The sequence below is a fragment of the Microbacterium sp. GCM10027623 genome (assembly GCF_042666935.1).
In the GTDB taxonomy this organism is placed as follows: Bacteria; Actinomycetota; Actinomycetes; order Actinomycetales; family Microbacteriaceae; genus Microbacterium.
The window spans coordinates 1072832-1095271 of the sequence record NZ_JBHTHE010000001.1; the positions used below are offsets into that span (position 1 = coordinate 1072832).

The 22440-nt window shown below is 70.1% G+C and carries 19 protein-coding genes; 15 read left to right on the forward strand and 4 right to left on the reverse strand.

The features are described 5' to 3' along the window. Positions 1-98: 98 nt before the first annotated feature. From eccD to ACFQY2_RS04880, 10 genes are all read left to right on the forward strand, one after another. Positions 99-1451 carry a type VII secretion integral membrane protein EccD gene (eccD, locus tag ACFQY2_RS04835; protein ID WP_378744507.1) on the forward strand — a complete coding sequence of 451 codons (1353 nt, stop codon included), beginning with the start codon at positions 99-101 and terminating at the stop codon, positions 1449-1451. A 3-nt stretch (positions 1452-1454) separates the two neighbouring features. Next, complete coding sequence (gene eccB, locus ACFQY2_RS04840; RefSeq protein WP_378744508.1) at positions 1455-2771, forward strand: type VII secretion protein EccB; 1317 nt, start codon at positions 1455-1457, stop codon at positions 2769-2771. Then, positions 2771-4054 (forward strand): S8 family serine peptidase, encoded by a 1284-nt coding sequence (locus ACFQY2_RS04845; RefSeq protein ID WP_378744509.1) that lies wholly within the window; start codon positions 2771-2773, stop codon positions 4052-4054. Before eccB ends, ACFQY2_RS04845 begins: the two co-directional genes overlap by 1 nt. A 100-nt stretch (positions 4055-4154) precedes the next feature. After that, positions 4155-4904, forward strand: a complete 750-nt coding sequence (locus ACFQY2_RS04850; RefSeq protein WP_378744510.1) for a hypothetical protein — start codon at positions 4155-4157, stop codon at positions 4902-4904. 15 nt (positions 4905-4919) lie between these two features. Then, a complete protein-coding gene (locus ACFQY2_RS04855) occupies positions 4920-6599 on the forward strand; it encodes a hypothetical protein (protein WP_378744511.1) in 1680 nt (559 codons plus the stop codon). Positions 6600-6625: 26 nt separating this feature from the next. Then, positions 6626-7492, forward strand: a complete 867-nt coding sequence (locus ACFQY2_RS04860; protein WP_378744512.1) for a hypothetical protein — start codon at positions 6626-6628, stop codon at positions 7490-7492. After that, entirely contained in the window at positions 7489-8259 is a 771-nt protein-coding gene (locus tag ACFQY2_RS04865; RefSeq protein WP_378744513.1) for a hypothetical protein, read from the forward strand. Before ACFQY2_RS04860 ends, ACFQY2_RS04865 begins: the two co-directional genes overlap by 4 nt. 114 nt (positions 8260-8373) lie before the next feature. After that, the gene (locus ACFQY2_RS04870) at positions 8374-9144 is read left to right on the forward strand and encodes a DUF2510 domain-containing protein (RefSeq protein ID WP_378744514.1); all 771 of its coding nucleotides are present in this window, start codon (positions 8374-8376) and stop codon (positions 9142-9144) included. Between the two features lie 110 nt (positions 9145-9254). Further along, complete coding sequence (locus tag ACFQY2_RS04875) at positions 9255-9638, forward strand: hypothetical protein (protein WP_378744515.1); 384 nt, start codon at positions 9255-9257, stop codon at positions 9636-9638. A gap of 12 nt (positions 9639-9650) precedes the next feature. Continuing rightward, complete coding sequence (locus tag ACFQY2_RS04880; RefSeq protein WP_378744516.1) at positions 9651-10979, forward strand: hypothetical protein; 1329 nt, start codon at positions 9651-9653, stop codon at positions 10977-10979. Between the two features lie 89 nt (positions 10980-11068). Here ACFQY2_RS04880 and ACFQY2_RS04885 read toward each other — a convergent pair whose 3' ends face one another. Both ACFQY2_RS04885 and ACFQY2_RS04890 read right to left on the reverse strand, forming a co-directional pair. Next, a complete protein-coding gene (locus ACFQY2_RS04885) occupies positions 11069-12538 on the reverse strand; it encodes an FHA domain-containing protein (protein WP_378744517.1) in 1470 nt (489 codons plus the stop codon). A gap of 65 nt (positions 12539-12603) precedes the next feature. Next, complete coding sequence (locus tag ACFQY2_RS04890) at positions 12604-13941, reverse strand: hypothetical protein (protein WP_378744518.1); 1338 nt, start codon at positions 13939-13941, stop codon at positions 12604-12606. Positions 13942-14025: 84 nt separating this feature from the next. Here ACFQY2_RS04890 and eccCa point away from each other — a divergent pair, with 84 nt between their 5' ends. The 3 genes from eccCa to ACFQY2_RS04905 all read left to right on the forward strand — a co-directional run bounded on the left by eccCa (position 14026) and on the right by ACFQY2_RS04905 (position 18801). Further along, complete coding sequence (gene eccCa / locus ACFQY2_RS04895; RefSeq protein WP_378744519.1) at positions 14026-18033, forward strand: type VII secretion protein EccCa; 4008 nt, start codon at positions 14026-14028, stop codon at positions 18031-18033. A 146-nt stretch (positions 18034-18179) separates the two neighbouring features. After that, positions 18180-18491 carry a WXG100 family type VII secretion target gene (locus ACFQY2_RS04900; protein WP_378744520.1) on the forward strand — a complete coding sequence of 104 codons (312 nt, stop codon included), beginning with the start codon at positions 18180-18182 and terminating at the stop codon, positions 18489-18491. Positions 18492-18510: 19 nt separating this feature from the next. Further along, positions 18511-18801 carry a WXG100 family type VII secretion target gene (locus ACFQY2_RS04905; RefSeq protein WP_378744521.1) on the forward strand — a complete coding sequence of 97 codons (291 nt, stop codon included), beginning with the start codon at positions 18511-18513 and terminating at the stop codon, positions 18799-18801. Positions 18802-18886: 85 nt separating this feature from the next. Here the strand turns inward: ACFQY2_RS04905 and ACFQY2_RS04910 are convergent, their stop codons facing one another. Both ACFQY2_RS04910 and ACFQY2_RS04915 read right to left on the reverse strand, forming a co-directional pair. Then, the gene (locus ACFQY2_RS04910) at positions 18887-19345 is read right to left on the reverse strand and encodes a recombinase family protein (protein ID WP_378744522.1); all 459 of its coding nucleotides are present in this window, start codon (positions 19343-19345) and stop codon (positions 18887-18889) included. Positions 19346-19471: 126 nt separating this feature from the next. Beyond that, entirely contained in the window at positions 19472-20461 is a 990-nt protein-coding gene (locus tag ACFQY2_RS04915) for a malate dehydrogenase (RefSeq protein WP_378744523.1), read from the reverse strand. 52 nt (positions 20462-20513) lie between these two features. Between ACFQY2_RS04915 and ACFQY2_RS04920 the strand changes: the two genes are divergently transcribed. Both ACFQY2_RS04920 and pip read left to right on the forward strand, forming a co-directional pair. Further along, entirely contained in the window at positions 20514-21383 is an 870-nt protein-coding gene (locus ACFQY2_RS04920) for a neutral zinc metallopeptidase (RefSeq protein ID WP_378744524.1), read from the forward strand. A gap of 84 nt (positions 21384-21467) precedes the next feature. Next, a complete protein-coding gene (gene pip, locus ACFQY2_RS04925) occupies positions 21468-22433 on the forward strand; it encodes a prolyl aminopeptidase (protein WP_378744525.1) in 966 nt (321 codons plus the stop codon). Positions 22434-22440 lie beyond the last annotated feature (7 nt).

Sequence of the window (22440 nt, forward strand, 5' to 3'; positions counted from 1 at the left end):
CGGCGCGGACGGCTGAAGGCCGCGCGCTCGCCGCGTATGCAGAGGATGTCGGCCACGCGATAATGTGAAGCGCGCGTGTTCAATGAAAGCGGGGATTCATGTCGCCTCAGACGACAGCTGTCGCGCCGGCTCAGCTCCTGCGCATCTCGGTGCAGGCGGAGTCCCAGCGCATCGACGTCTCCGTTCCCGGCGGAGTCCCCGTCGCCGAACTGCTGCCCTCGCTCACTCGGCGCCTCCGCCTCCTCGACAGCGTCTCCGCCTCCTCCGGATTCCGGCTGGTGCGCGCCGACGGGACGGCGCTGGACGGCGACCGCACCCTGGCCGCCCAATCCGTGCACGACGGAGACTTCCTGATCCTCGAGCAGGGTGCGACCGCTGCGGCCTCCAAGCGGTACGACGACCTCGTCGAAGCAGTGGCGGATGTGGTCGAGGAGAACGCTCCGGCATGGTCCGCGCAGAACACGGTCACGACCGCGACCGTCGTGGCGTCGGTACTGCTCCTGCTGGGGCTCGCGCCGGCGGTCTGGTCGTGGGTCGAGACCGGAACCATCATCACCGCGGTCGGCGCGGGCGCCGCCGCAGTGGTCCTGATGATCTGCGCCCTGGTCATGGATCGCACGGGCGCTCCGCAACAGGCGTCGATGGCGCTCGCCCTGGTGTCCTCCGTCTACGCCGGCGTCGCCGGGTACACGATCCTGGCGTCCGATGACGGATGGGGGATGCCGCTGGTCAGCGGCGGCACCGCCATGCTGCTGTTCGGCGCCGTCACCATGCTCGCGCTGAAGCGCCTGCGCGAATACGGGCTGATCCCCGTGACCGTCGGCGGAGTCCTTCTGGTGCTCGGCGCGCTGATCGCGTGGGTCGCCGCTCCTCCCGCAGCCACCCTCGCCGCCGCGATGGCGATCGCCGGCATCGCCGGTCTCGGCGCACCCTGGATCGCCCTGGCCTCGGTGCCGCTGAGGGTGACGTCCGCGCGGGACGACTCCGAGGTCTATGACGCCCCGTCCCGCATCTCCCCCGAGGACGTCGCGAAGCTCTACGTGCGTGCCCACCGGTATCAGGTCTCGCTGCGCATCGCCGTCTGCCTGATCGTGCTGGTCGCCACGGCCCCCGTGGTGGGGTCCGGCTTCTGGGGGCTGCTGCTGACCGCGGTGACCTATGTCGGGATGTTCCTCGGCACCAGGCAGGTCTACTCCCGGTTCGACATCATCGCTGTGGTATCGGGTGTTCTGCTCGGCGTCGGGGTGGGAGTCGTGACCGCGCTCGTCGCGCACCCGGAATGGATCGGCGCGCTGGTGATCGGACTCACGGCCGCCGCGGTCTGCGTGATCGTGGTGGTGCTGCTCAGTCCCAGGGTGCGGCTGGGCCTGACGCGATTCGCGGACTTCGCCGAGTGGGCCACCATCGCCCTGCTCCTGCCTCTGGCCATCATCGCCGGAGGCTGGTTCTAGTCCATGGCATCCAAGTCCGAACTGCTCCAGGCGCAGGCGTTCAATCGTCGTCGCCTGCGCACCGCGTTCACCAGCGGCGCGCCCGGGGGCCGCGAGCTTCCGCCGGGAAAGCCCCTGCGCGGGGTCGTCGTGAGCGTCGCACTGGCGATCCTCACCGTCATCGTCTCGCTGCTGATCGGCACGTTCACCGGCAGCCTGCCGAAGGGCTGGGGCGACGGGTCGATCATCGTCGTCCAGGGGGAGGGCTCGCGTTACGTCGCCCTCGGCGACACCCTGTACCCCGTCAAGAACCTGGCCAGTGCGCGGCTGCTCGTCGGGACCACGACGATCACCTCGGTGCCGGCCGGCAAGCTCGACGGCATCGACCGCGACCCGAACCCGGTGGGAATCGACGGCGCCCCCGACTACCTGCCCGCCCCCGATCGGCAGTACACCGGGCGCTGGCTCAGCTGCGTCGCCGCCGACCGGCCGCTGGAGATCTCCACGCGTCTGCTGGATGACCCGTCCGGCCCGGAGGAACAGGCGGCCCTCGTGAAGGACGACGACGGCGAGCACTGGTTCATCCAGGGCGCGCACCGCTATGCAGTCGATGCGGACAACGTCGCGGTGGTGGCGAGCGTGTTCCTGGGAATCGATGATGTGCAGTCGGTGCCGACGGTGTCGGCGCTGTGGCTGAACCTGCTCGTGCCAGGTACCCCGCTGGGTGTGGAACTCGGCAGCGAGCTCGGGTCGGATGCCGGGACGGCGGGCCTGCTCGTCGGGCAGGCGGTGCAGACCCAGGCCGACGGCGCCGTCGTGGCCGAGTACATCGTCGACGGGCGCGGAGACCTCGTGCCCGCGACACCGTTCGCGCGCACCCTGCTGACCGCGTACGTGGGGGTGGATCCTGCCGTCATGACCGTCGCCGAGGCCACGGATCTGCGCAACGTGAACTCGAAGGCCGTGCCGGAGGACTGGCCGACGCAGGTGCCGGCCGCCTCGGAGAACCCCTCCTCGACCTGCCTGCAGATGAATCCGACGGCCGACGGCCCCGAGGTGTCGGTCGCGTCGGCTCCGCTCGAGCTCGCTCCCGGAACCGCCGTCAAGCCCGGCGCGGGAGTCGCCGTCACCGCGCAGCGCACCGGCCAGGGCGCCACTCACGGCTTCGTGTCGGAGGCCGGGGTGTTCTTCCCGGTCGAGTCCGCGGCGGATCTCGAGCTGCTCGGCTACACCGCCGACCAGTCCATGCGGGTACCCGCGTCGTGGACCCAGCTGCTGGAGCAGGGCCCCGCACTCAGCCGGGCGGCCGCGCAGAGGACGGCGCCGGGGCAGGGGCAGTGATGCCCACCCGTGCGCTGCGCGGAGCGACGGCCGTCGCCGGGATGCTGGCCGTGCTCGCCACCGCGGGCATCGGCGCGGCGAGCGGCGCATCGTCGCCGAGCGTGGCATCCGTCTCGGCCCCCGTCGCAGACGCGACGTCCGAGCAGTGCACGCCGGGCAAGCGGGTCCTCGCTCCGGCCCCCAGCTATCTCGTCGAGCGGCTGGGCCTGCAGGACGCGTGGACCCTCAGCCGCGGCCGTGGCGTCACGGTCGCCGTGGTGGACTCCGGGGTGGAAGCGGGCAACGTGCACCTGTCCGGCGCGCTGGTGCCGGGGCACACCACCTTCGGCGACGGATCCGCGCGGCCGGATGATGATCTCTTCGGGCACGGCACGGCCATCGCCGGCCTCATCGCGGCCCGCCCTGTCGACGGTTCTGGCGTCGTGGGCATCGCGCCCGGGGCAAGGATCATGCCCGTCCGCGCCTTCGAATCCGCTCCCGAGGACGGGCAGTCCTCCCGCGACCTGACCCCGCCGTCCGCCGCTTCGGTGTCCGCCGGCATCCGGTGGGCCGCGGAGCACGGGGCGCAGATCATCAACGTGTCCCTGTCGGATGATCAGTCGGCGGCGACGTACCGCAGCGCGGTGGCGTTCGCGCGCTCGCGCGGTGCGCTGGTCATCGCCAGCGCCGGCAACCGCAAGACCGCCGACCCCGAGCGCTCCGACCCCGTGCACTTCTACCCCGGAGAGCTCCCCGGCGCCCTCGCAGTGGCAGGGCTGATGCGTGACGGGACGTGGGACCGGGACTCCTCCTATGCCGGAGAGCACGTCGACATCGCCGCTCCAGGACAGGCCATGCCCTCGACGTACATCTCCGGCGGGGACTGCATCTTCAACGGCGACTCGGCGTCGTCCAGCTACGCCACGGCGGTCGTCTCGGGGGCCGCGGCGCTGATCGCCTCGCGCTTTCCGGAGGAGTCCCCCGATCAGTGGGCGTTCCGGTTGACGCAGTCCGCGCTGCGGGTGTCCCCGGCGCACCGCAACGACACGGTCGGCTGGGGTGAGGTCCGTCCCGCGGAGGCGCTCGCGCTGGTCGACGACGGCATGCTGCCCGGTCCGCCCTCCGCCGCACATCCCGCTCCCACTCCCGCGCCGGAAGCCGCCCGCACCATAGACCTCGACCCGGTGACGGATCCGCTGGACCCCGCGCGCGCGATCGTCGGGTGGGCGTTCGGCGCGGCCGCGACGGTCTCGGCGATCGTGCTGCTTCTGGCGCGCGGCCGGTCTGGGCGCGTCCGTCACTGAGCCGGTCCGCGCAGCGCCGGCATGGGGAGTCCTCCCCCTATGTCGCTCCTGTCATGCTCCGTAGGATTGCCACATCGGTCCACAAGAGAGGGAGGTCGTCGTGAATCTGGACATGGCGGATGCCGGCCGGCTGATGGCGGAGCTGCAGGAGACTGCGGCGGAGCTGCAGCGGGAACTGACGGCGCTGACGGCCGCTTCGGACGAGATGATCCCCGTCACCGTGGAGGACGAGAAGAAGGCGGTCAAGCTCACCCTTGCCCGCAACGGTGCCGTGGAGGCTCTCGTGCTCGACGAGGACTGGCGTGACAAGATCGGCGAGGAGTCCCTCGCCGCTGCGGTGAGCTCCTGCTACCGCCGGGCCTTGGAAGAGCGCATCGGACGCTGGATGAGGTCCTACACCGAAGCTGCGGAGAACGGGTCCGCGAACGCGAACGTGACTGTTCCGCCGCTCCCGGCGGTGAAGCTGGGCGACCCGAGCGCCGACTGGGCACTCGAGGGGCGCGAGCAGCTGCGCGCGATGTACGACGCGGCAGCCGCCGAGCAGCAGGCGTACGTGGAGCACCGCGGGCAGCGTGCCCGGCAGGCGCGCGACGGCGTCAACGCGTCGAAGACCGTCACCGTCACTCGCACGGGCGACACGGTCACCGACGTGAAGCTGGACGAGCGGTGGGTCCGCAACACGGACGACAACGTGATCGAACGCGAGATCGTGAAGGCGATCAACGGCGTCATGGCGCTGGCCGCCCGCGAGCGCGAGAACAAGTATGAGGGTTTTCCGGCGATCGAGCAGCTGACGAAGATCGGGCACAACCCCACCGAGCTGATGCGCCGCATGGGCGTCATCCGCTGAGACAGGAGTTTTGATATGGGCTGGCCCAGTGTGCCAAGTTGGGATGACGTGAAGGACGCGGGCAGCAAGCTCGTCGACGCCGTCAACCCGGTGGATGAGATCGTCGAGGCAGGCAAGTCCGCACTCGACGGAGACCTTCTCGGCGTCGTCAAGGCGGGTCTCGACGCGGCCACGCCGCTCGATGAGATCATCGGCGCGGGCAACGACCTCCTCGGCAAGCCGTTCGGCGGGGGTGGTGTGGACAGCGGCGGCATCGATCAGGCCAACCCCGCCCCGCTGCCCGATGCACAGGGGAAGTCCGCTCTGCCGGAACCGCCGGCGCCGCCCGCGGCATCCTCGTTCGGCCCCGAAGGCGAGGTCGACGTCGAAACGTCGTACCTCCGTACGGATGCCGGGCTGTGGGATGCCGCCTCGAGCTCCTACGCGAGCATCACGGGAAGCGCCGAAGCACTGGACATCGACGCGGCGGCGTTCTCCTTCATCGGAGGGAAGGCCGCGAGCGCCTACAAGACCTTCCAGGCGACCATGGTGCAGCTGCTGGGCACGGCCCCGGAGGCGCATGCGCTCTTCGCGGAGTCGCTGCGCCTGACGGCCGACGCCTACGACGAGCACGACGCCGAGGTGGCGGATCACCACAATCCGGGCGACGTCGACGCGGCCGGCACCGGTGGCGGGACCGGTGGCGGCACCGGCGGCGGGGGTTCCGGCAGCGGTGGCGGCGGAGTCGGCGGTGGCGGAAGCATCGGCGGTGGAGGCGGGGGAGTCGGCGGGATCGAGGAGCCCACGGTCGACGGAGCGGTCGACGGCAGTCTGGACGATGCGGCTGTGGACGCGGAGCTGGATGCGAGGGCCGACGAGCTCGACGCGCGAGCGGACGCATTGGATCGACAGGCCGACCAGGCCGATCAGCACGCCGACAGGGCGCAGCAGCAGGTCGAGGCGCTGGAGGCCGAGATCGATGGACTCGAGGATCAGGCCGCAGCGCTCGATCGCAGCGCGACCGATCTGGAGCGGCGCGCGACGGAGCTGGATCTCAAGTCCGAGCAGCAGGCAGCTGCAGGAGACCCGGATGCCGCGTTGCAGACGCGCACCGAGTCGGCGGGCCTGCGGGCCGAGGCGGCTGCTCAGCGTGCGCAGGCCGCGGAGATCCGGCTGAAGATCGAAGAGCTCGAGGCGCAGCAGGACGGCGCGTACGAGGAGATGACCGACGCCCGCGAGGACGCCGCAGAGCTCCGCGACAAGGCGGCCGATCTGCGCGACCGGGCCGCCGAGCTGCGCGACGTGGCGGCCCGGGACGACTCGGCCGCCGCTCTCGCCGATCTGGAGACGGAGGTCGTCGCGGAGCCGGAGGTCGTCGTGGAGCCGGATGCTCCCGTGGAGCCGGATGCTGCCGCAGACGCCGGTGTCGACGGCGCCCCCGATGTCGATGGCGGCGTGGACGGCGAGGCCGTTCCCGGTGACGGCACCGGCCTTCCGGTGGACGGCGACGCCGTTCCCGGTGACGGCGACGCCGCGCCTGTCGATGGTGAGGGGGGCGACGGCAACGATCAGGCGGGCGACCCCGCGGACGCCGCCGCCGAACCGGAGCAATCCCCGCCCGCAGAGGGCAGCACCGGGTCCCGGACGGCGGATGGCGCCGGTGACACCGCATCCGTCTCCGCAGGTTCGTCCTGGCAGACCCGACTCAGCAGCTGACATCCCGACTGGAAGAAGACGCAATCATGGCAATACGTCCCCGGATCCCGCATGGTCCGCACGGCACCCCGTCGGGGTCTCCCAACCGTCCTTCCAGTGCGTTCGGCCCCGGAGCCGACGGCCCATCCTCCTCGCGCAGGGGCGGGTCGTCCGGCAGCGGTCGGGACAACGCCTCGGATGTCGCGAACTCCACCTCGAAGTTCCAGGAGATCCTCGACGGCGCCAACTCCGTCATCGGACTGATCAACGGACTGCTCGAGCTCGCGAGCCACATCCCGTTCATCGGCGACATCATCTCCAGGATCCAGGACCTGGTCAGCAAGATGTTCGAGAAGGTCAACGAAGCGATCGCGAAGACCGCGGAGATCTTCGCGTACGTCGGCAGCCCGACCACCCTGCGCCAGGCCGGTCTGAGCTGGGTGGAGAGCGTCGGCGCGCCCGCCACGCAGGCCACGGCCACGATCGTGAAGTCGGCGCTGCCCAGCACGGGGCACTGGGAGGGCAAGGCGCACGACGCCTACATCGCGCGGGTCGAGCTGCAGCAGCCTGCGGCGGAGGACGTCTACAGCAAATGCGTCATGATCGACGAGCAGCTGAACACGTTCGCCGATGCCATCGTCGATTTCTGGGTCGGCTTCTCGCTCGGTGTGCTCACAGCGGCGATCGGCGTGGCCGCCGCCATCATCGAGATCACGTCGGTCGTCGCGGCGCCGGTCGGCATCGGAACGATCATCGTGGATGTCGTCGCCTTCATCGCCGACGTGATCTCGCTCGTGAACATCATCATGACGGCCAACGAGGCGGCGGCGAGCTTCATGATGGAGGTCACCCACTCGCTCGGCTCGACCAGCGCGTTCCCCGGCGGGGCCTGGCCTCGCCACGCGGCGGCGTGACCGTGTCCGACGCGCAGGAGCCCGTACCGAGCTTGGCGGAGCAGGCGACCGGGGGTGCGCTGCTGCTCGATTTCGGGGGCCGGACCGAGAGGATCGCGCCGGGCACGACGTTCGTCATCGGACGGGGCACGGATCTGTCGATCGACTCGAACCCGTACGTGCATCGGCGGTTCCTCGAGATCGCGGAGCGCGACGGCATCTGGTGGCTGACCAATGTCGGTTCGGGTCTCACCGCATCCGTGGCTTCGGCTGACGGACTCGCCCAGTCGTGGCTGGCGCCCGGGGCGTCGATGCCTCTCGTGTTCGCAGCGACCACCGTGATGTTCACCGCCGGCGCGACGACCTACGAGCTCGCGCTGACCGCAGAGGCACCGTTCTATCAGGTGTCCACGTCGTGGAGTCCCGCCGCGGCGACGGAGGGTGTCGCCGAGATGCTCTCTCCGATGCAGCGCATCGTCCTGACCGCACTGGCTGAGCCGCTGCTGCGACGGCGTGCCGACGGGTCGGTGCAGCTGTCATCGCTCGAGGAGGTGGCGAGCCGCCTCGGCTGGCCCGTGGAGAAGCTCGAGCGACGCGTCGGCAGCCTGTGCGACAAGTTCGCACGAATCGGGATCCGGGGTCTCGGCCGCGAGAAGGACGGCCCGGTCCTCGCCTCGCAGCGCTCGCGCCTGGTGGAACACGCGGTGGGCGCGCGCATCGTGACCACCGATGACCTGGCTCTGCTCGACGCATTCGTCGCGCAGGACGGCGTCGTCGCCGGAGTGTGAGCATCGTGCCGTGCGATCGCACAGGACGGAACTGGTAGACACGCAGTGGCGGTTCCCACGCCACGAGGAGGGGCTGCGCGTCGGTGACGCGCAGGACGACGAGGAGGATACCGGATGAGCACTCCGGCAGGATGGTACGACGACGGGTCCGGACGACAGCGCTGGTGGGACGGCACGCAGTGGACCGAGAACTATGCGCCCGTGCAGGGCGGCGAAGCCGCCGGTGGCACCGGTGCCGCCGTGGCGGCGGCACCGGCGGCTCCTGTCGCTTCCGCCGCCCCCGAGCCGCGGTCGACTCCGACCCTCGGGTTCATCGGTCTCGGTCTGGCCGTGGTCGGCACGATCCTCGCGTGCATTCCCGTGGTGGTCGTCTTCATCATCGGCCTCGTGGTGCTGCTGGCGGCGCTCGTCGTGTCGGTGATCGCGGTGTTCAAGAAGAACACCAGGAAGTGGCCCTCGATCGTGGGCATCGTCCTGTCGGTGGTGGGCGGGATCATCGGGAGCATCGTGTTCTCGGTCGTGCTGTTCGTGTCGCTGGTGAACACCGCGAACGGGCAGCTCCCGACGGACTTCCCGACCTCCATCACCAGTGAGCAGCCGTCGGATGCGCCCGGCGACGACGCGTCCGCGGAGCGTCCGTCTCCGGAGGAGATCGGCGCGGGCTATGTCGCCAACCTGGAGGATGAGCCCGACCTGGACGAGTTCAAGACACCCGAAGCGGCTGCCTGCATCGGCGAGCACCTCTACGACTCCGACCTCCCGGACGAGTTGCTTCAGCGGGTCGCCTCCGGTGACGTCATCACCGAGGAATCGTTGGAGCCGCAGGTCGCGGACCTGCTCAAGAAGGTGCTGACAGACGCCGGATTCGCGTGCGTTTCGCAGTAGACGGGGAGCTGAGTCGCACAACCCGATACCCATGGGGATTGCTCCCCATGGGTATCGCGGGACGCTCGCGTTAGTATCATCGCGGGCAAGATCGATGGAGGGGGCACGTGATGGTCAAGGCGAGAGAGGCGGTCGGCGGTGGCGGCGTGCGCATGGACGCGGACACGGCCGACAGCCAGACCAAGCTCATTCTCGAGAGTCGCCAGGCGGTCGCGGACTCGCGCAAGGTGATGGCGAGTCTCGGCGAAGGGCAGACGGCGCTGCTGTGGACGGAGGATGGAAGGTCCGCTGACCTCATCAAGGAACTGAGAGCGCGATACGAGGCGGCGCAGCTGTGGCTCGACTCGATCGACAGAGACCTCGACGAGGCGGCGCGGAACCTGAGCAAGGCGATTTCGGAGACCACGCAGCTCGATGCAGACCAGAAGGTGCAGTACCAGAACCTGCTGTACCGGACCGTCGGCACGACGCCTCAGGGCCCGATCGCCGTCTGAGGGGAGTAGACCATGGGACAGAATCTGGAACGACTCAAGCGCCTGCAGAGCAACCGCAGCGACATGTTCGCCAGTGTCTTCCGCAACGTGCAGACCGTGCAGCGGAAGTCGACGGCCGAGGCGATAGAAACGGCTTCGGTCGGCGTTCAGAAGGCCGCACGGACCGAGGGTTTCGAGGGGGGTCTCGGCGACAGGATCAAGGCGCGGCTCAGCGAGATCCACAAGGACATCGATGCTTTCACGGAATATCAGGCCAAGCTCAACAAGGCGATCACGCTCGCCAACGAGGCTCTGCAGACGACCGCAACGGGAGCGAGCGGCATTCCGGACGGCGGTCTGACGAGCGCACAGCAGAACACCATCGACATGGCAGCCAAGACCGACAGCCCGGTCCAGGTGTCACCGGGGGTCACGATGACTCCCTCTCAGGCCACGCAGTACTACCAGCAGCAGGCTGAGCTGGCGCAGGAGGAAGCGGCCCGCAAGCTCACCGCGGCGCTCGACGCCCGGCTCCTCGAGATCATCGGCGCGCTGCCCGTGTCGGACTACGACGAGAAGCCCCCGTCGTCCGAGGACGAGAACGACGGCGGCCCCGGTGGCAGTCGGACCGTTTCCGGCCCCGGAACAGGGGGATCCGGCGGATACACCGGGCCCGGCGTCGTCAACCCGGGCACGAGCACCGGCATCGGGACCAACACCGGCGGGGGAGGCGATGACGGCTCGAACAGCACGATCATCCGCAATCCCCCCGTGCCTCCGATCATCCGAGAGCCGCATCAGCCGGAGCTCCCGACCGGCTACCCCACGCCGTACCCGCCCGAAGGGCCGAACATCGATGGTGGCACCGGCGTGATTCCGACCCCCGGAACCGGCGGTCCCGGCCCGGTCGGATTCCCCGGCCCCGGCGGCGGGATCACCGGCCCCGGCGGCGGGATCACCGGCCCAGGAGGCGGGATCACCGCTCCCGGCGGTGTCGGCGGTGTCGGCGGTGTCGCGGGCGGGGTCGCCGGCGGCCTGGCAGGAGGCGTCGGCAGGCTCGCCGGCGCCGGCGGCATCAACCCCGCCGGTGCGATCAACGCCGCGGCGGGAGCAGGAGCTTCCGGCGCCGGTGCAGCCGGAGGCGCAGGTGCAGCCGGCAGCACGGGTCGTGGCGGCATGATCGCGGCCGGCGGGCACGCCGCTGCCGGCACGGGCAAGGGCGGTCGGAAGAACCGCCGTCGTGGCCAGGACCTGATGGCGTACGAACTCGAGCACGAGGATGACGACGTCGTCGCGGAGCTCGGAGCGGCGGGCGCTGCCGGTCATTCGGACTCCGATGGGCGCGAAGAGCTCGGCTGGTGACCGACTGACTGACCGAGAACCGCCCACCCGCGTCACGCGGGTGGGCGCTTCTTCGTCCTGACACCGCCGCACATGCGGACGGACGGGGTTCAGGCGGCGACGATGCGGATGACGCAGTCGCCCAGCTGGAGCGTCATGCCCGGCACCAGGCTGAAGCGCTGGTGCGGTGTCATGGGACCGGAGCGCCCGTCCCCGGTGCGCAGCAGGGAACCGTTGCCCGAGCCCAGGTCCTCGAACCACGCCTGGTCCTCGACGATCCCGAAGCGCCCGTGTGTGCGCGACACGGAGCGGTCCCCATCCGGCACCGCGACGAGCACAGCATCTGCCCGCTCGTCCTCGGGCAGAGTGGGGGCCCGCCCGATGTACCCGGTCCCCGTGATCGGGACCGTCACGCCGTTCTGGAACTGCAGCGCGATGCCGGGGGCGGATACGAGCGAGCTCGGAGCGACGGGCGCCTGCTCCGCGACATCCGGCTCCGCCGCGACCTGCCGCTGCGGGCCCGGAGCGGCCTCGAGTCGCTCCTGCACCGAGGCCGCGGGCGCCGCGGGCGCAGGCGCGACCGACATGTCCGGTGCCGCGGGCGCGACCGACATGTCCGGTGCCGCGGGCGTCTGTGCGGCTGGCGCGACGTCGACTGCGGACGCGGATCGGTCGACGACCCGACGGAAGGCGAGTTCCGCGTCGCCGCCGAGGACGAGCACATCACCCGGTACCAGGAAGAAGGGCGTCTGCGGTGAGAGCTCGGTGACGCTGCCACCGAGATGACGGACCGAGGCGCCGTTCGCGGATCCGAGGTCCTGCACCCACAGCTCTCCTTCCTCGACGCCGAAGGAGGCATGTGTGCGCGACAGCGATCGGGCTCCGTCCGGCACCCGCACCAGGATGGCTTCGGGGATCGACTCGGGTGCGCGGGGCGCCCGGCCGATGAAGCCCAGGCCGGTCACGCGGATGACCGTGCCGTCACGGAGCTGCAGCACGGGGACGGTGGCCGCGCCGGTGGGGATGTACGGCGGCTCGACCGCCGATTCGGGGACGAGCGGCGCGGCCGACGCGGCATCGAGCGCACGGGGTTCGCTCAGTGGTGCACGGGTGATCACCTGAGGGACGGAGGCGTCTGACGCGGCGCTGATGCGCGTCTCCAGGCTCGGTGGTCCGCTCGAGCCGGCTCCTGCCGAGGCATCGACCAGTCGGACGTCGATCACGCGTGCGCGCGCGAGGCCGTCCAGAGCACCTGAGGCCGCCAGACCCAGTGGCAGCAGGACCGGGATGACGTGCGCGAGTCCCATCACCAGGCTGCGCAGCAGCAGTCGCGGCGCCCCGACGGTCAGCAGGCTGCCCCGTTGCACGGTGCGGATGCCGCAGAGGAGGTTCCCCGGCGTCCCACCGGTGTGGCCCTCCCAGATCCAGGCGGCGACCCACAGCTCGAGCACCGAGACGGCCACGAGCAGAAGGGACCCGGTGAAGAACCAGACGAGCAGGGCGACCACGGCGACGATGGTCACGTCGATGAGGTAGGCGCAGGCGCGCTTGCCGGCCGAGGCGTTCACACGCGTGGTCACCGCACTGCGCGTGCGCGGCGGCGGTGCCGCCGGAGGAGACGGGTGCGCCTGAGGCGGGGAGAGCGTCAAGGGATGACCTCCAGAATCTGTCCGGCGATCCCGGAACCGTACACCAGTGCGGCAGGAGACAGGCCGAGCAGCAGCGCTTCGACGATGTCGCCGGTCCTCGACCATCCCAGCGACCGCCAATCGCGGGACAGGGGCACCGTCAGGCATCCGATGACCGTGCCGGTGACCACCAGCGCGAGAGCGATGAGCAGAGGGCTCAGCTGCAGCGCCGCGACCAGCGCGACCGCGGAGAGCACCGCGATCAGCGCGCCGACGACGAGCGCCGCCCCCCGCGACAACCGGTCGCGCACCTTGCGCGAGGTCAGCAGGAAGTAGCATCCGACGCCCAATGCGCCGCCCAGGACGCACCATCCCTCGAGCGAGCCGGGCTGGACGGTCGGCAGGGTGTACATCGCCGACAGCAGTGCCAGGGCGCCCGCCGTGACCGTCCCTGCTTCGGAGCGCCGCCGCGCACGCAGAACCTGTTGTGTCGCTCGATCCGCATGGATCTCGGCGGGCTCGACCGGCGTCCGGGCTCGGATGCCCAGGGCATCGCGGATGACGAACGGTGTGTCGATCAGATCGTCCGCATCGGCATCCAGCGCGCCGCTGCGCATGTAATGGAAGATCGGCGCGGCGCACGCCAACTGCACGGCCGTGAGCGACGCCGCCGAGACCTCGGCGATGAATCCGGCCGCGTTCACCACGGCGAAGACCGCCCACAGGGCCGCGATCACCGCCGTCACGGCTGTCGCGTCCGATCCGTGCACCTGTGCCCGAGCGTGACGGATGCACGCGATCGTCGCGCCGGCGACCGTGCCCGCAGCCATCATCGCGCCCGCGTCGCCGAAGCCGGAGAGCGCCACGGCGCCACCGGCGGCGGCGAGCAGGGGAGCGAAGAAGGCGACGTACGCGTTCTCGTCCCGCACGGGCTGCGCGAGCAGTGCGACCGAGCCGGCCAGCAGGGCCACGGCCGAGACGAGGATGCTCCCGGGGGAACGGGCGATGATCGTGCTCAGGACCAGGCTCGTGGCGAGCGCGAGGAGAAGGCTCAGCATCGCGCCGCGGCCCCGCAGGCTCACGGCGCGCGTGCCGTCGTTTCGGGAGGAGGACCGCGCGGGCGGTGCGCCGGCGGCTGCGCGGTCGAACAGCCAGATCACCCCGCCGTCACCCGGAGTGACCGAGACCTCGCTGTCGAGCTGGAGGGCCGCCCCGGAGGTGGTCGTGCCGACGTAGCGCGACAGATCGACCCCTCCCACGGCGAGCAGCTCGGCGACCGTGGAATCGGAGGGCACCACCAGATCATGACGGCTGTGCGCATCGGCGACAGTGAGGCGAATTGTCTTCGCTGCCATGCCCAGCCCCTCGACGATCCTCGGCACGAGACCGTTTCATGCCCGCATCCTGACACAATAGTAGCGACTTGAGGAGGGCTTGTCGTGAGCAGCACCACCAGCCGACGTGCGCCGAAACCCCCGGCCGGCGGCCAACTCACCCTGCAGCAGGCACCGGAACTGCCCAAGCCCGAGGGCGCCTCCAACACACTGATGATGGCCCTGCCGATGGTGGGCAGCCTGGGCTCCGTGGCCGTGCTGTCGCTCACGCAGGGCGGCGACCCCACCCGCACCTACATCATGGGCGGGCTGTTCCTCTTCATGGCGCTGTCCATGGTCGGTGGTCAGATGTGGCGGCAGAAGTCGCAGCACGCCACGAACGTGGAGAACACCCGACGCGAGTACCTCGCCTACCTGTCGGAGACCCGGGACGCCGTTCGCGAGGTCGCCACGCGCCAGCGCCGGTACGAGGAATGGATGCTGCCGGCGCCCGAGACCCTTCCCTTCATCGTGGAGGAGGGTTCGCGGGTATGGGAGCGCACCGTGGGCGACCCCGAGATGCTCGCGGCCCGGCTGGGCACGGCGACCCAGCCGCTCGCGATGACACTGGACGAGGCTCCGATCCCCGCCCTCGCTCAACTGGACCCGGTCAGCGCGTCGGCTGCGCACCGCTTCGTGCTCACGCACGACCAGGTCACCGACCTGCCCTTCTCCGTCGACATCGCCTCGTGCGCGAAGCTCGAGGTGGTCGGTGAGACCGTGCGCGCCAGAGGACAGGTGCGTGCGATCGTCGCGCACCTGGCGACGTTCGTGGCCCCGGAGGACCTGCAGATCGCCGTCATCGCGACACCGGGCGACCTGCCGTACTGGGAATGGATGAAGTGGCTTCCGCACGCGCACTCCGACAGCGTCTCGGATGCCGTCGGCGGCGCGCGCCGGATCGGCTCGTCGTGGGCGCAGATCGAACCGCTCGTGACGGACATCCGCTCGCGGGGGCCGGTCAGCGGCCAGAGCGGTCGCTCCCTGCCGCATCTCGTGGTGATCACCGACGGGGCGGGGCTGCCCGCCGGTCATCCGCTCACCGAGGAGGGCGGGGTGGATGGCGTCACCGTGATCGACATCCCGCGCAGCTGGGGCGAGCTGGTGGATTCGTTCACCATCCGGCTGGTCATCGACGACGCGGTCGACGGCGCACCGCAGCTCACTGTCGCCCGGCGCGGCGTCGGCACAGTCCAGGCGGCCCCGGACTTCCTGGGCATCGCCTCGGCGGAGGCCGTCGCCCGGCGGTTGACCGGGCTGGTCGACGCGGTCGAGGAGGAGGACGCCTCCGGCGGCGGCGCCCGCACCATCTCAGCCGAGCTCACGGATCTGCTCGGGCTGCCCGATGTGCGTGACTTCGACCCCGACGTGGCGTGGAAGCCGCGGTCGGCGCGAGACCGCCTGCGCGTGCCGATCGGTCTCACCGCGGGCGGCCAGCCGATGATCCTCGACATCAAGGAGTCCGCCCAGCAGGGCATGGGCCCGCACGGCATGCTGATCGGTGCGACGGGGTCAGGCAAGTCGGAGGTGCTGCGCACCCTGGTGCTCTCCCTGGCGATGACGCACTCCTCGGAGTCGCTGAACTTCGTGCTGATCGACTTCAAGGGCGGTGCGACCTTCGCGGGAATGGCCGACATGCCGCATGTGTCCGCCGTCATCACCAACCTCGGCGACGACCTGACGCTCGTCGACCGCATGCAGGACGCCATCCAGGGCGAGATGACCCGCCGCCAGGAGCTGCTGCGCGACGCGGGGAACTTCGCGAACGTCACCGATTACGAGGCCGCGCGCAGGGGCGGCCGGACCGACCTCAAGCCGCTTCCGGCGCTGCTCATCGTCGCCGACGAGTTCTCGGAGCTGCTGGCGGCGAAACCGGACTTCACCGAGCTCTTCGTCGCCATCGGTCGACTGGGCCGTTCCCTGCAGGTGCATCTGCTGCTGTCCACTCAGCGGCTCGAGGAGGGCAAGCTGCGCGGACTGGAATCCCACCTGTCCTACCGGATCGGCCTGAAGACCTTCTCCGGTGCGGACTCGCGGGCGGTGATCGGCGTGCCGGACGCGTTCACCCTGCCCGGCGGCGGCGGTCACGGCATCCTGAAATCGGACGCCGAGACGCTCACCCAGTTCCGGGCCGCCTACGTCTCGGCACCGCCGAAGACGCGCAGGCGTCGCGCGGGATCGTCGCCGCAGTCGACCGAGAACGAGCAGCCGACGCGCGTCATCGAGGCACGGGCCTTCACGGCCGCACCGGTCATCGTCCAGGAGCAGCCCGAGGTCGAACAGGCCGCGGTCTCCGATGTCTCGGGCGGCGGTGAGGCGCCCGAGAAGCGGGTGACGTTCGACATCGCCGTCTCGCTGATGAAGGGCAGGAGCATGCCGGCGCACCAGGTCTGGCTGCCGCCGCTGGACGTGCCGCCCACGTTCGACGAGCTGCTGGGAGACCTCACCGAGGATTTGCAGCTCGGCCTGATCTCCCCGCGGTGGCGCCAGGCAGGGCCGCTGACCATCCCACTGGGCATTGTGGACCGTCCGCTCGAACAGCGCCGCGACAGTCTCGTCATGAGCCTGGTCGGCGCCGGCGGTCATCTCGCCATCGTCGGCGGGGCGCGCAGCGGCAAGAGCACCCTGGCGCGCAGCGTGCTGACCGGCATCGCGCTGACCCACACCCCGCACGAGGTGCAGTTCTACGTGATGGACTTCGGCGGCGGCACGTTCGCGCCGTTCTCGAAGATGGCGCACGTCGCCGGTGTCGCGGGAAGGAACCAGCCGGACGTGCTGCGGCGGATGTTCCAGGAGGTCGTGGGCATCGTGAACGCGCGTGAGCGGTATTTCACCGCCAACGCGATCGACTCGATCGAGACCTACCGGCGGATGCGGGCGCAGGGCCGCGCGGATGACGGGTACGGCGACGTGTTCCTCATCATCGACGGCTGGCCCACCATCCGCGCGGAGTTCGACGAGATGGAGTTCGAGATCCAGGCGCTCGCCGGGCGGGCGCTGACGTACGGCGTGCACCTGGTGGCGACGACGACACGCTGGATGGACTTCCGCACCGCCATCCGCGACACGTTCGGCTCGAAGCTCGAACTGCGCCTGGGCGACACCAGCGATTCGGAGATCGACCGCAAGGTGGCGGCGGGGGTGCCGCAGGGGCGCCCGGGTCGAGGACTCGCCCCCTCCAAGCACCACATGCTCACCGCGTTGCCGCGCATCGACGGGTCCGGCGATCCCCACATGCTCAGCGAGGGCGTCGAAGACCTGATCGCACGGGTGAACGCGGCCTGGAAGGGCCCCCGCGGGCCCAAGCTCCGGCTGCTTCCCGAGATGCTCGAGCTGTCGGAGCTGCGGCGGATCTCGGCGGGCGCGCCCGCCGAGCAGCAGGTCCTGCTCGGCGTGGACGAGGCGGAGCTCGCCCCGACCTCCTTCGACATCGCGCGGAACCCGCACGTCTACCTGTTCGGCGACAGCCAGTCGGGCAAGTCGAGCTTCCTGCGAGGATTCGCGCGTGAGGTCATGCGCACGAAGACTCCGAAGGAGGCGCAGTTCTTCGTGGTCGACTACCGGCGTGCCCTGCTCTCGGAGATCCCGGACGAGTACCTCGCCGGCTACTACACGACGGCCCAGCAGGCGTCCGAGGAACTGGGCGGGCTCGCCGAGTACCTGCGCGGCCGGCTGCCCGGCCCCGACGTCACACCCCAGCAGCTGCGGGATCGCTCCTGGTGGTCGGGAGCCGAGGTGTTCGTGCTGGTCGACGACTACGACCTCGTGAACACGCAGTCCGGCAACCCGATCGCCGTGCTGCAGCCCCTGCTCGCCCAGGCGATCGACGTGGGACTGCACCTGACGCTGACACGGCGGTCCGGCGGCGCGTCGCGCTCGACGTTCGAGCCGGTCATGCAGACGCTGCGCGACCTGGCGGCGCCGGGTATCCTGCTCTCCGGCAGCCCGGACGAAGGCGCGCTCATCGGCAACCTCAAGGCGACGTTCGCCGTGCCGGGCAGGGCCAAGGTGGTCACCCGTGAACGCGGCCTGCAGGTCATGCAGCTGGCCTACGCGCCGCCGTCTCAGCTCTGACCTGACAGCTGGACGCCCGTGGGCAGAGCTACCCATAGGCGTGCACCGCGGCGAACCGTAAGGTGTTATCTGTCGCCGGGCATCGGCGTCACGGCCCACAGGGCTGAAGCATCGGGGCGGAGAGCCCTCAGGACCAGGAGGTGACCGTGGGCGGAGAGATTTCTGCAGCGGATGGAGCCCTGCAGCGTGGCGCCAGCATCGTCAATCAGTCGAAGACCGAGATCATCACGGAGCTGAAGTCGATCTCGAACCAGCTCGCCGGCATCGGTGCAGCATGGACCGGATCGGGAGCGACTGCCTTCCAGCAGACGTTCCAGGCGTGGACTGAGAAGTCGACCCGGATCACGAATGCGCTCGACGAGTTCGAGCAGAACCTGCGCGACTCGCAGACGACCTACAGCCAGACCGACGACACGTCGGCCCAGGCTCAGAACAAGTTCATGGGCCGTCTCGGCTGAGACGGAGGGGAGACAGAACATGGGTGGCAACGGCTACAAAATGAATTTCGGTACCGTCGACGCGGCGGGTACCGACCTCGTCCGGGGTGCCGGCAACATCGAGACCAAGCTCAGCGACATGGAGACGGCGCTCAGGCCGCTCCAGGCCGACTGGACCGGTTCGGCTTCCGAGGCCTACATTCAGGCGAAGGCCAAGTGGAACACGGCGCTGACCGAGATGAAGGTGCTGCTGCACGACATCGGTCGTCAGGTGTCGCAGGACTCCGCTGACGGTCAGGCCAACGAGAACCGGAACAAGAACCGCTGGTGATGTTCCCCGCGCCGCCAGCACGGTGACGCTCCGCCGGCTGTCATCCCTCTTCGGGTGGCAGCCGGCTTTCTCGTGCCCGGCGCACTCAGCGGCCTGCGTCGGCGAGGTGCCGCGCATGGTGGCTGAGAACCTTGACCATGATGCCGCGGCGGCGCAGCTCGGCCACCGTGCGAGTCTCCTCGTCCAGGTCGCGCCCGAGGGCGTGCACGTTCGCGACGACGAGCACATCACCGCGCTGCAGCGTGTCCAGCAGGCGGGACAGGCGGTCGCCCCAGCTCTCGAGTATCTCGGGCGCGGGATGCCGGAATCCTTCGATCGGCACGCCGAAGCGGGTCAGATCCTCGCGCTGCTGGGTGACCGACGGCATCCCCTCGCGGGACACGACCAGGCCGACCAGGCGGGCGCCCTCCGGCCGGGCCGACCACCAGTCGTGATCGTCATTGGCCAGGCACTTCGGGCATGAAGCGGCGGCGTGCGGCAGATGCAGCGGGCTGGTGAGCGGCTCACCCGGCCCGGCTTCCGTCGTGTTCTTCGCGTCGCTCATCGTCCTACCTCCGGCATCCATTGTGCCTGAGTCCGCCGAAGTCCGTTCCCTGAGCCGGATCCTCGCGCCCCCGAGGCTCCGGTCGGCGCGGAGCGGCGGCTGGAGTGGGGCGTGGGGATCGAAGGGTCACAGCATCCCGAGAGCCCGCACCGCGTCGCGCTCCTCGACCAGTTCCGCGATCGAGGCATCCACCCGCGATCGCGCCCAGTCGTCCAGCGGGAGGCCATCGACGATCTGCCACGCGCCACCGGTCGACTGCACGGGGAAGGAGGAGATCAGACCCTCGGGCACGCCGTATTCTCCGTGAGAGACCACGCCGGCGCTGGTCCAGTCGTCGGTGCCGTGCACCCAGTCGCGCACGTGGTCGATCGCGGCGCTCGCCGCGGATGCGACCGATGACGAACCGCGCACCTCGATGATCTCCGCGCCGCGCTTCGCCACCCGGGGGATGAACTCCCGCTCCTGCCAGGCGCGCACGTCGCCCACGCGAGCGGCCAGCGCATCGGCGAGGGGCTGACCGTCGATCGTCGCGTGCGAGATGTCGGGGAACTGGGTCGCGGAGTGATTGCCCCAGATCGGGACGCGGGCGATGCTCGCGACCGGAGCGTCCAGTGCCAGCGCGAGCTGCGCGCGGGCGCGGTTCTCGTCGAGGCGGGTCAACGCCGTGAAGCGCTCGGCAGGGACGCCGTCGGCGGCAGATGCCGCGATCAGCGCGTTCGTGTTGGCGGGGTTGCCCACGACGGTGACGCGGATGTCGGATGCCGCGTGCGCGGCGATGGCCGCACCCTGCGGCCCGAAGATCCCGGCGTTGGCGGCGAGCAGGTCGCCGCGCTCCATGCCCGGCCCACGCGGGCGCGCACCGACCAGCAGGGCGAGGTTCGCGCCGTCGAATCCGTTCGCGGCGTCGTCGGTCACCTCGACGTGCTCGAGGAGCGGGAAGGCCGCGTCCTGCAGCTCGAGCGCTGCGCCCTCCGCGGCGCCGAGCCCCTGGGGGATCTCCAGCAGTCGCAACCGGATGCTCTCATCCGGGCCGAGCATGTCTCCCGCCGCGATGCGGAAGAGGAGTGCATAGCCGATCTGTCCGCCGGCTCCCGTGATCGTGATCGTCGTCGCCATGCTCCGAGCCTACGTCCGTGCACGGCGGCGGTGGGCAGGGTACCGTTTCTGCATGACCTTCAACCCCGACGCCGACATCTCGGGCAACACCACCCGCCGCCGCGGGCGCACCGCCGCCATCGCGGGCGGCGGGGTCGGCGTGCTCGGCCTCGTCGCACTGGTCGTCGCGATGCTCGGCGGTCCGGATCTGACCGGACTCGTCGGAGGGGCACCGGGCGGCGACCAGCCGGCGGCGACCGGGGAGAACACGCTCAGCGAGTGCGACACCGGTCAGGACGCGAACACGAACGATGACTGCCGCATGGCCGGTGCAGAGCTGCTGCTGAACGATTACTGGTCACAGCACGTGGACGGCTACGTCGCGCCGAGCCTCACGGTCGTCGACGGGCAGACGCCCACGCAGTGCGGCACGGCGTCCAACGCCGTCGGCCCGTTCTACTGCCCGCCCGAGCAGGGCGTGTACATCGATCCGTCGTTCTTCCAGCTCATGCAGCAGCAGTTCGGTGCGTCGGCGGGCGAGCTCGCACAGCTCTACATCGTGGGCCACGAGTGGGGCCACCACATCCAGAACATCACCGGGGTCATGGACAGGTACCCCGACAACGGCACCGGCCCCGCGAGCAACAGTGTGCGCACCGAGCTGCAGGCCGACTGCTATGCGGGTGCGTGGCTGAAGGACGTGACCAAGACCAAGGACGCGGACGGTGATCAGATGCTGAATGCGCCGACCGAGACGCAGCTGGCGGATGCCGTGAACGCCGCCTACACGGTCGGCGACGACCACATCCAGGAGCAGTCCGGCTTCGTGAACCCCGAGAGCTTCACGCACGGCACCAGTGAGCAGAGGCAGGGCTGGTTCGCGAACGGCTACAAGAACGGGCTGGGCGCCTGCGACACGTTCGCGCCGGGGGTGAAGCTGTAGCGACAGGCGGGGCGCCCCGCCGGTATACCAATTTCGGGATACGGTGAAGGTGCCCGATCGGCGGGTTATTCGGGGGAGTGGGACATGGAACCGGACGGACTGTATCCGCCTATCGAGCCGTACGACAGCGGCGATCTGCTGGTGGGCGACGGAAATCGCATCCACTGGGAGCAGAGCGGGAACCCGGACGGCAAGCCGGTCGTCTTCCTGCACGGCGGGCCCGGGGGCGGCACCTCACCCTGGCACCGGCGCTTCTTCGACCCGGAGGTCTACCGGATCGTGCTGTTCGATCAGCGCGGATGCGGTCGCAGCACCCCGCATGCCAGCGAACCGCACGCCGACCTGCGCTTCAACACCACCTGGCATCTGGTCGCCGACATCGAACTGCTGCGCAAGAACCTCGGCATCCCGCGCTGGCAGGTGTTCGGTGGATCCTGGGGCAGCACCCTGGCGCTGGCGTACGCGCAAGCGCATCCGGATTCCGTCAGCGAGCTGGTGCTGCGCGGCATCTTCACGCTGCGCCGCCACGAACTGGAATGGTTCTACGAGGGTGGTGCGGCGGCGCTCTTCCCCGATCTCTGGTCGGAGTACGAGGCCGTGATCCCGCCGTTGGAGCGCGGGCGGATGATCGAGGCGTACCACCGGCGGCTCTTCGACCCCGATCCCGCCGTGCACGTGCCGGCTGCGGTCGCGTGGACGAAGTGGGAGGCGTCGACCGTCACGCTGCGCCCGGATGCCGATCATGTGGCCGAGGCGACGGATGCCACGCACGCGACCGCGTTCGCACGCATCGAGAACCACTACTTCATCAACGCCGGCTGGCTCGAAGAGGGGCAGCTGATCGCCAACGCGGGCATCATCCGTCATATCCCGACCGTGATCGTGCAGGGGCGCTACGACGTGTGCACGCCGATGATGACCGCCTGGGATCTGCACACGGCCTGGCCGGAGGCCGAGCTGGTGATCGTGGACGACGCGGGGCATTCGGCATCCGAGCCGGGCATCGCCCGCGCGCTGCGCGCCGCGACCGACCGCTTCGCCACTCCCTGAAGCCCGT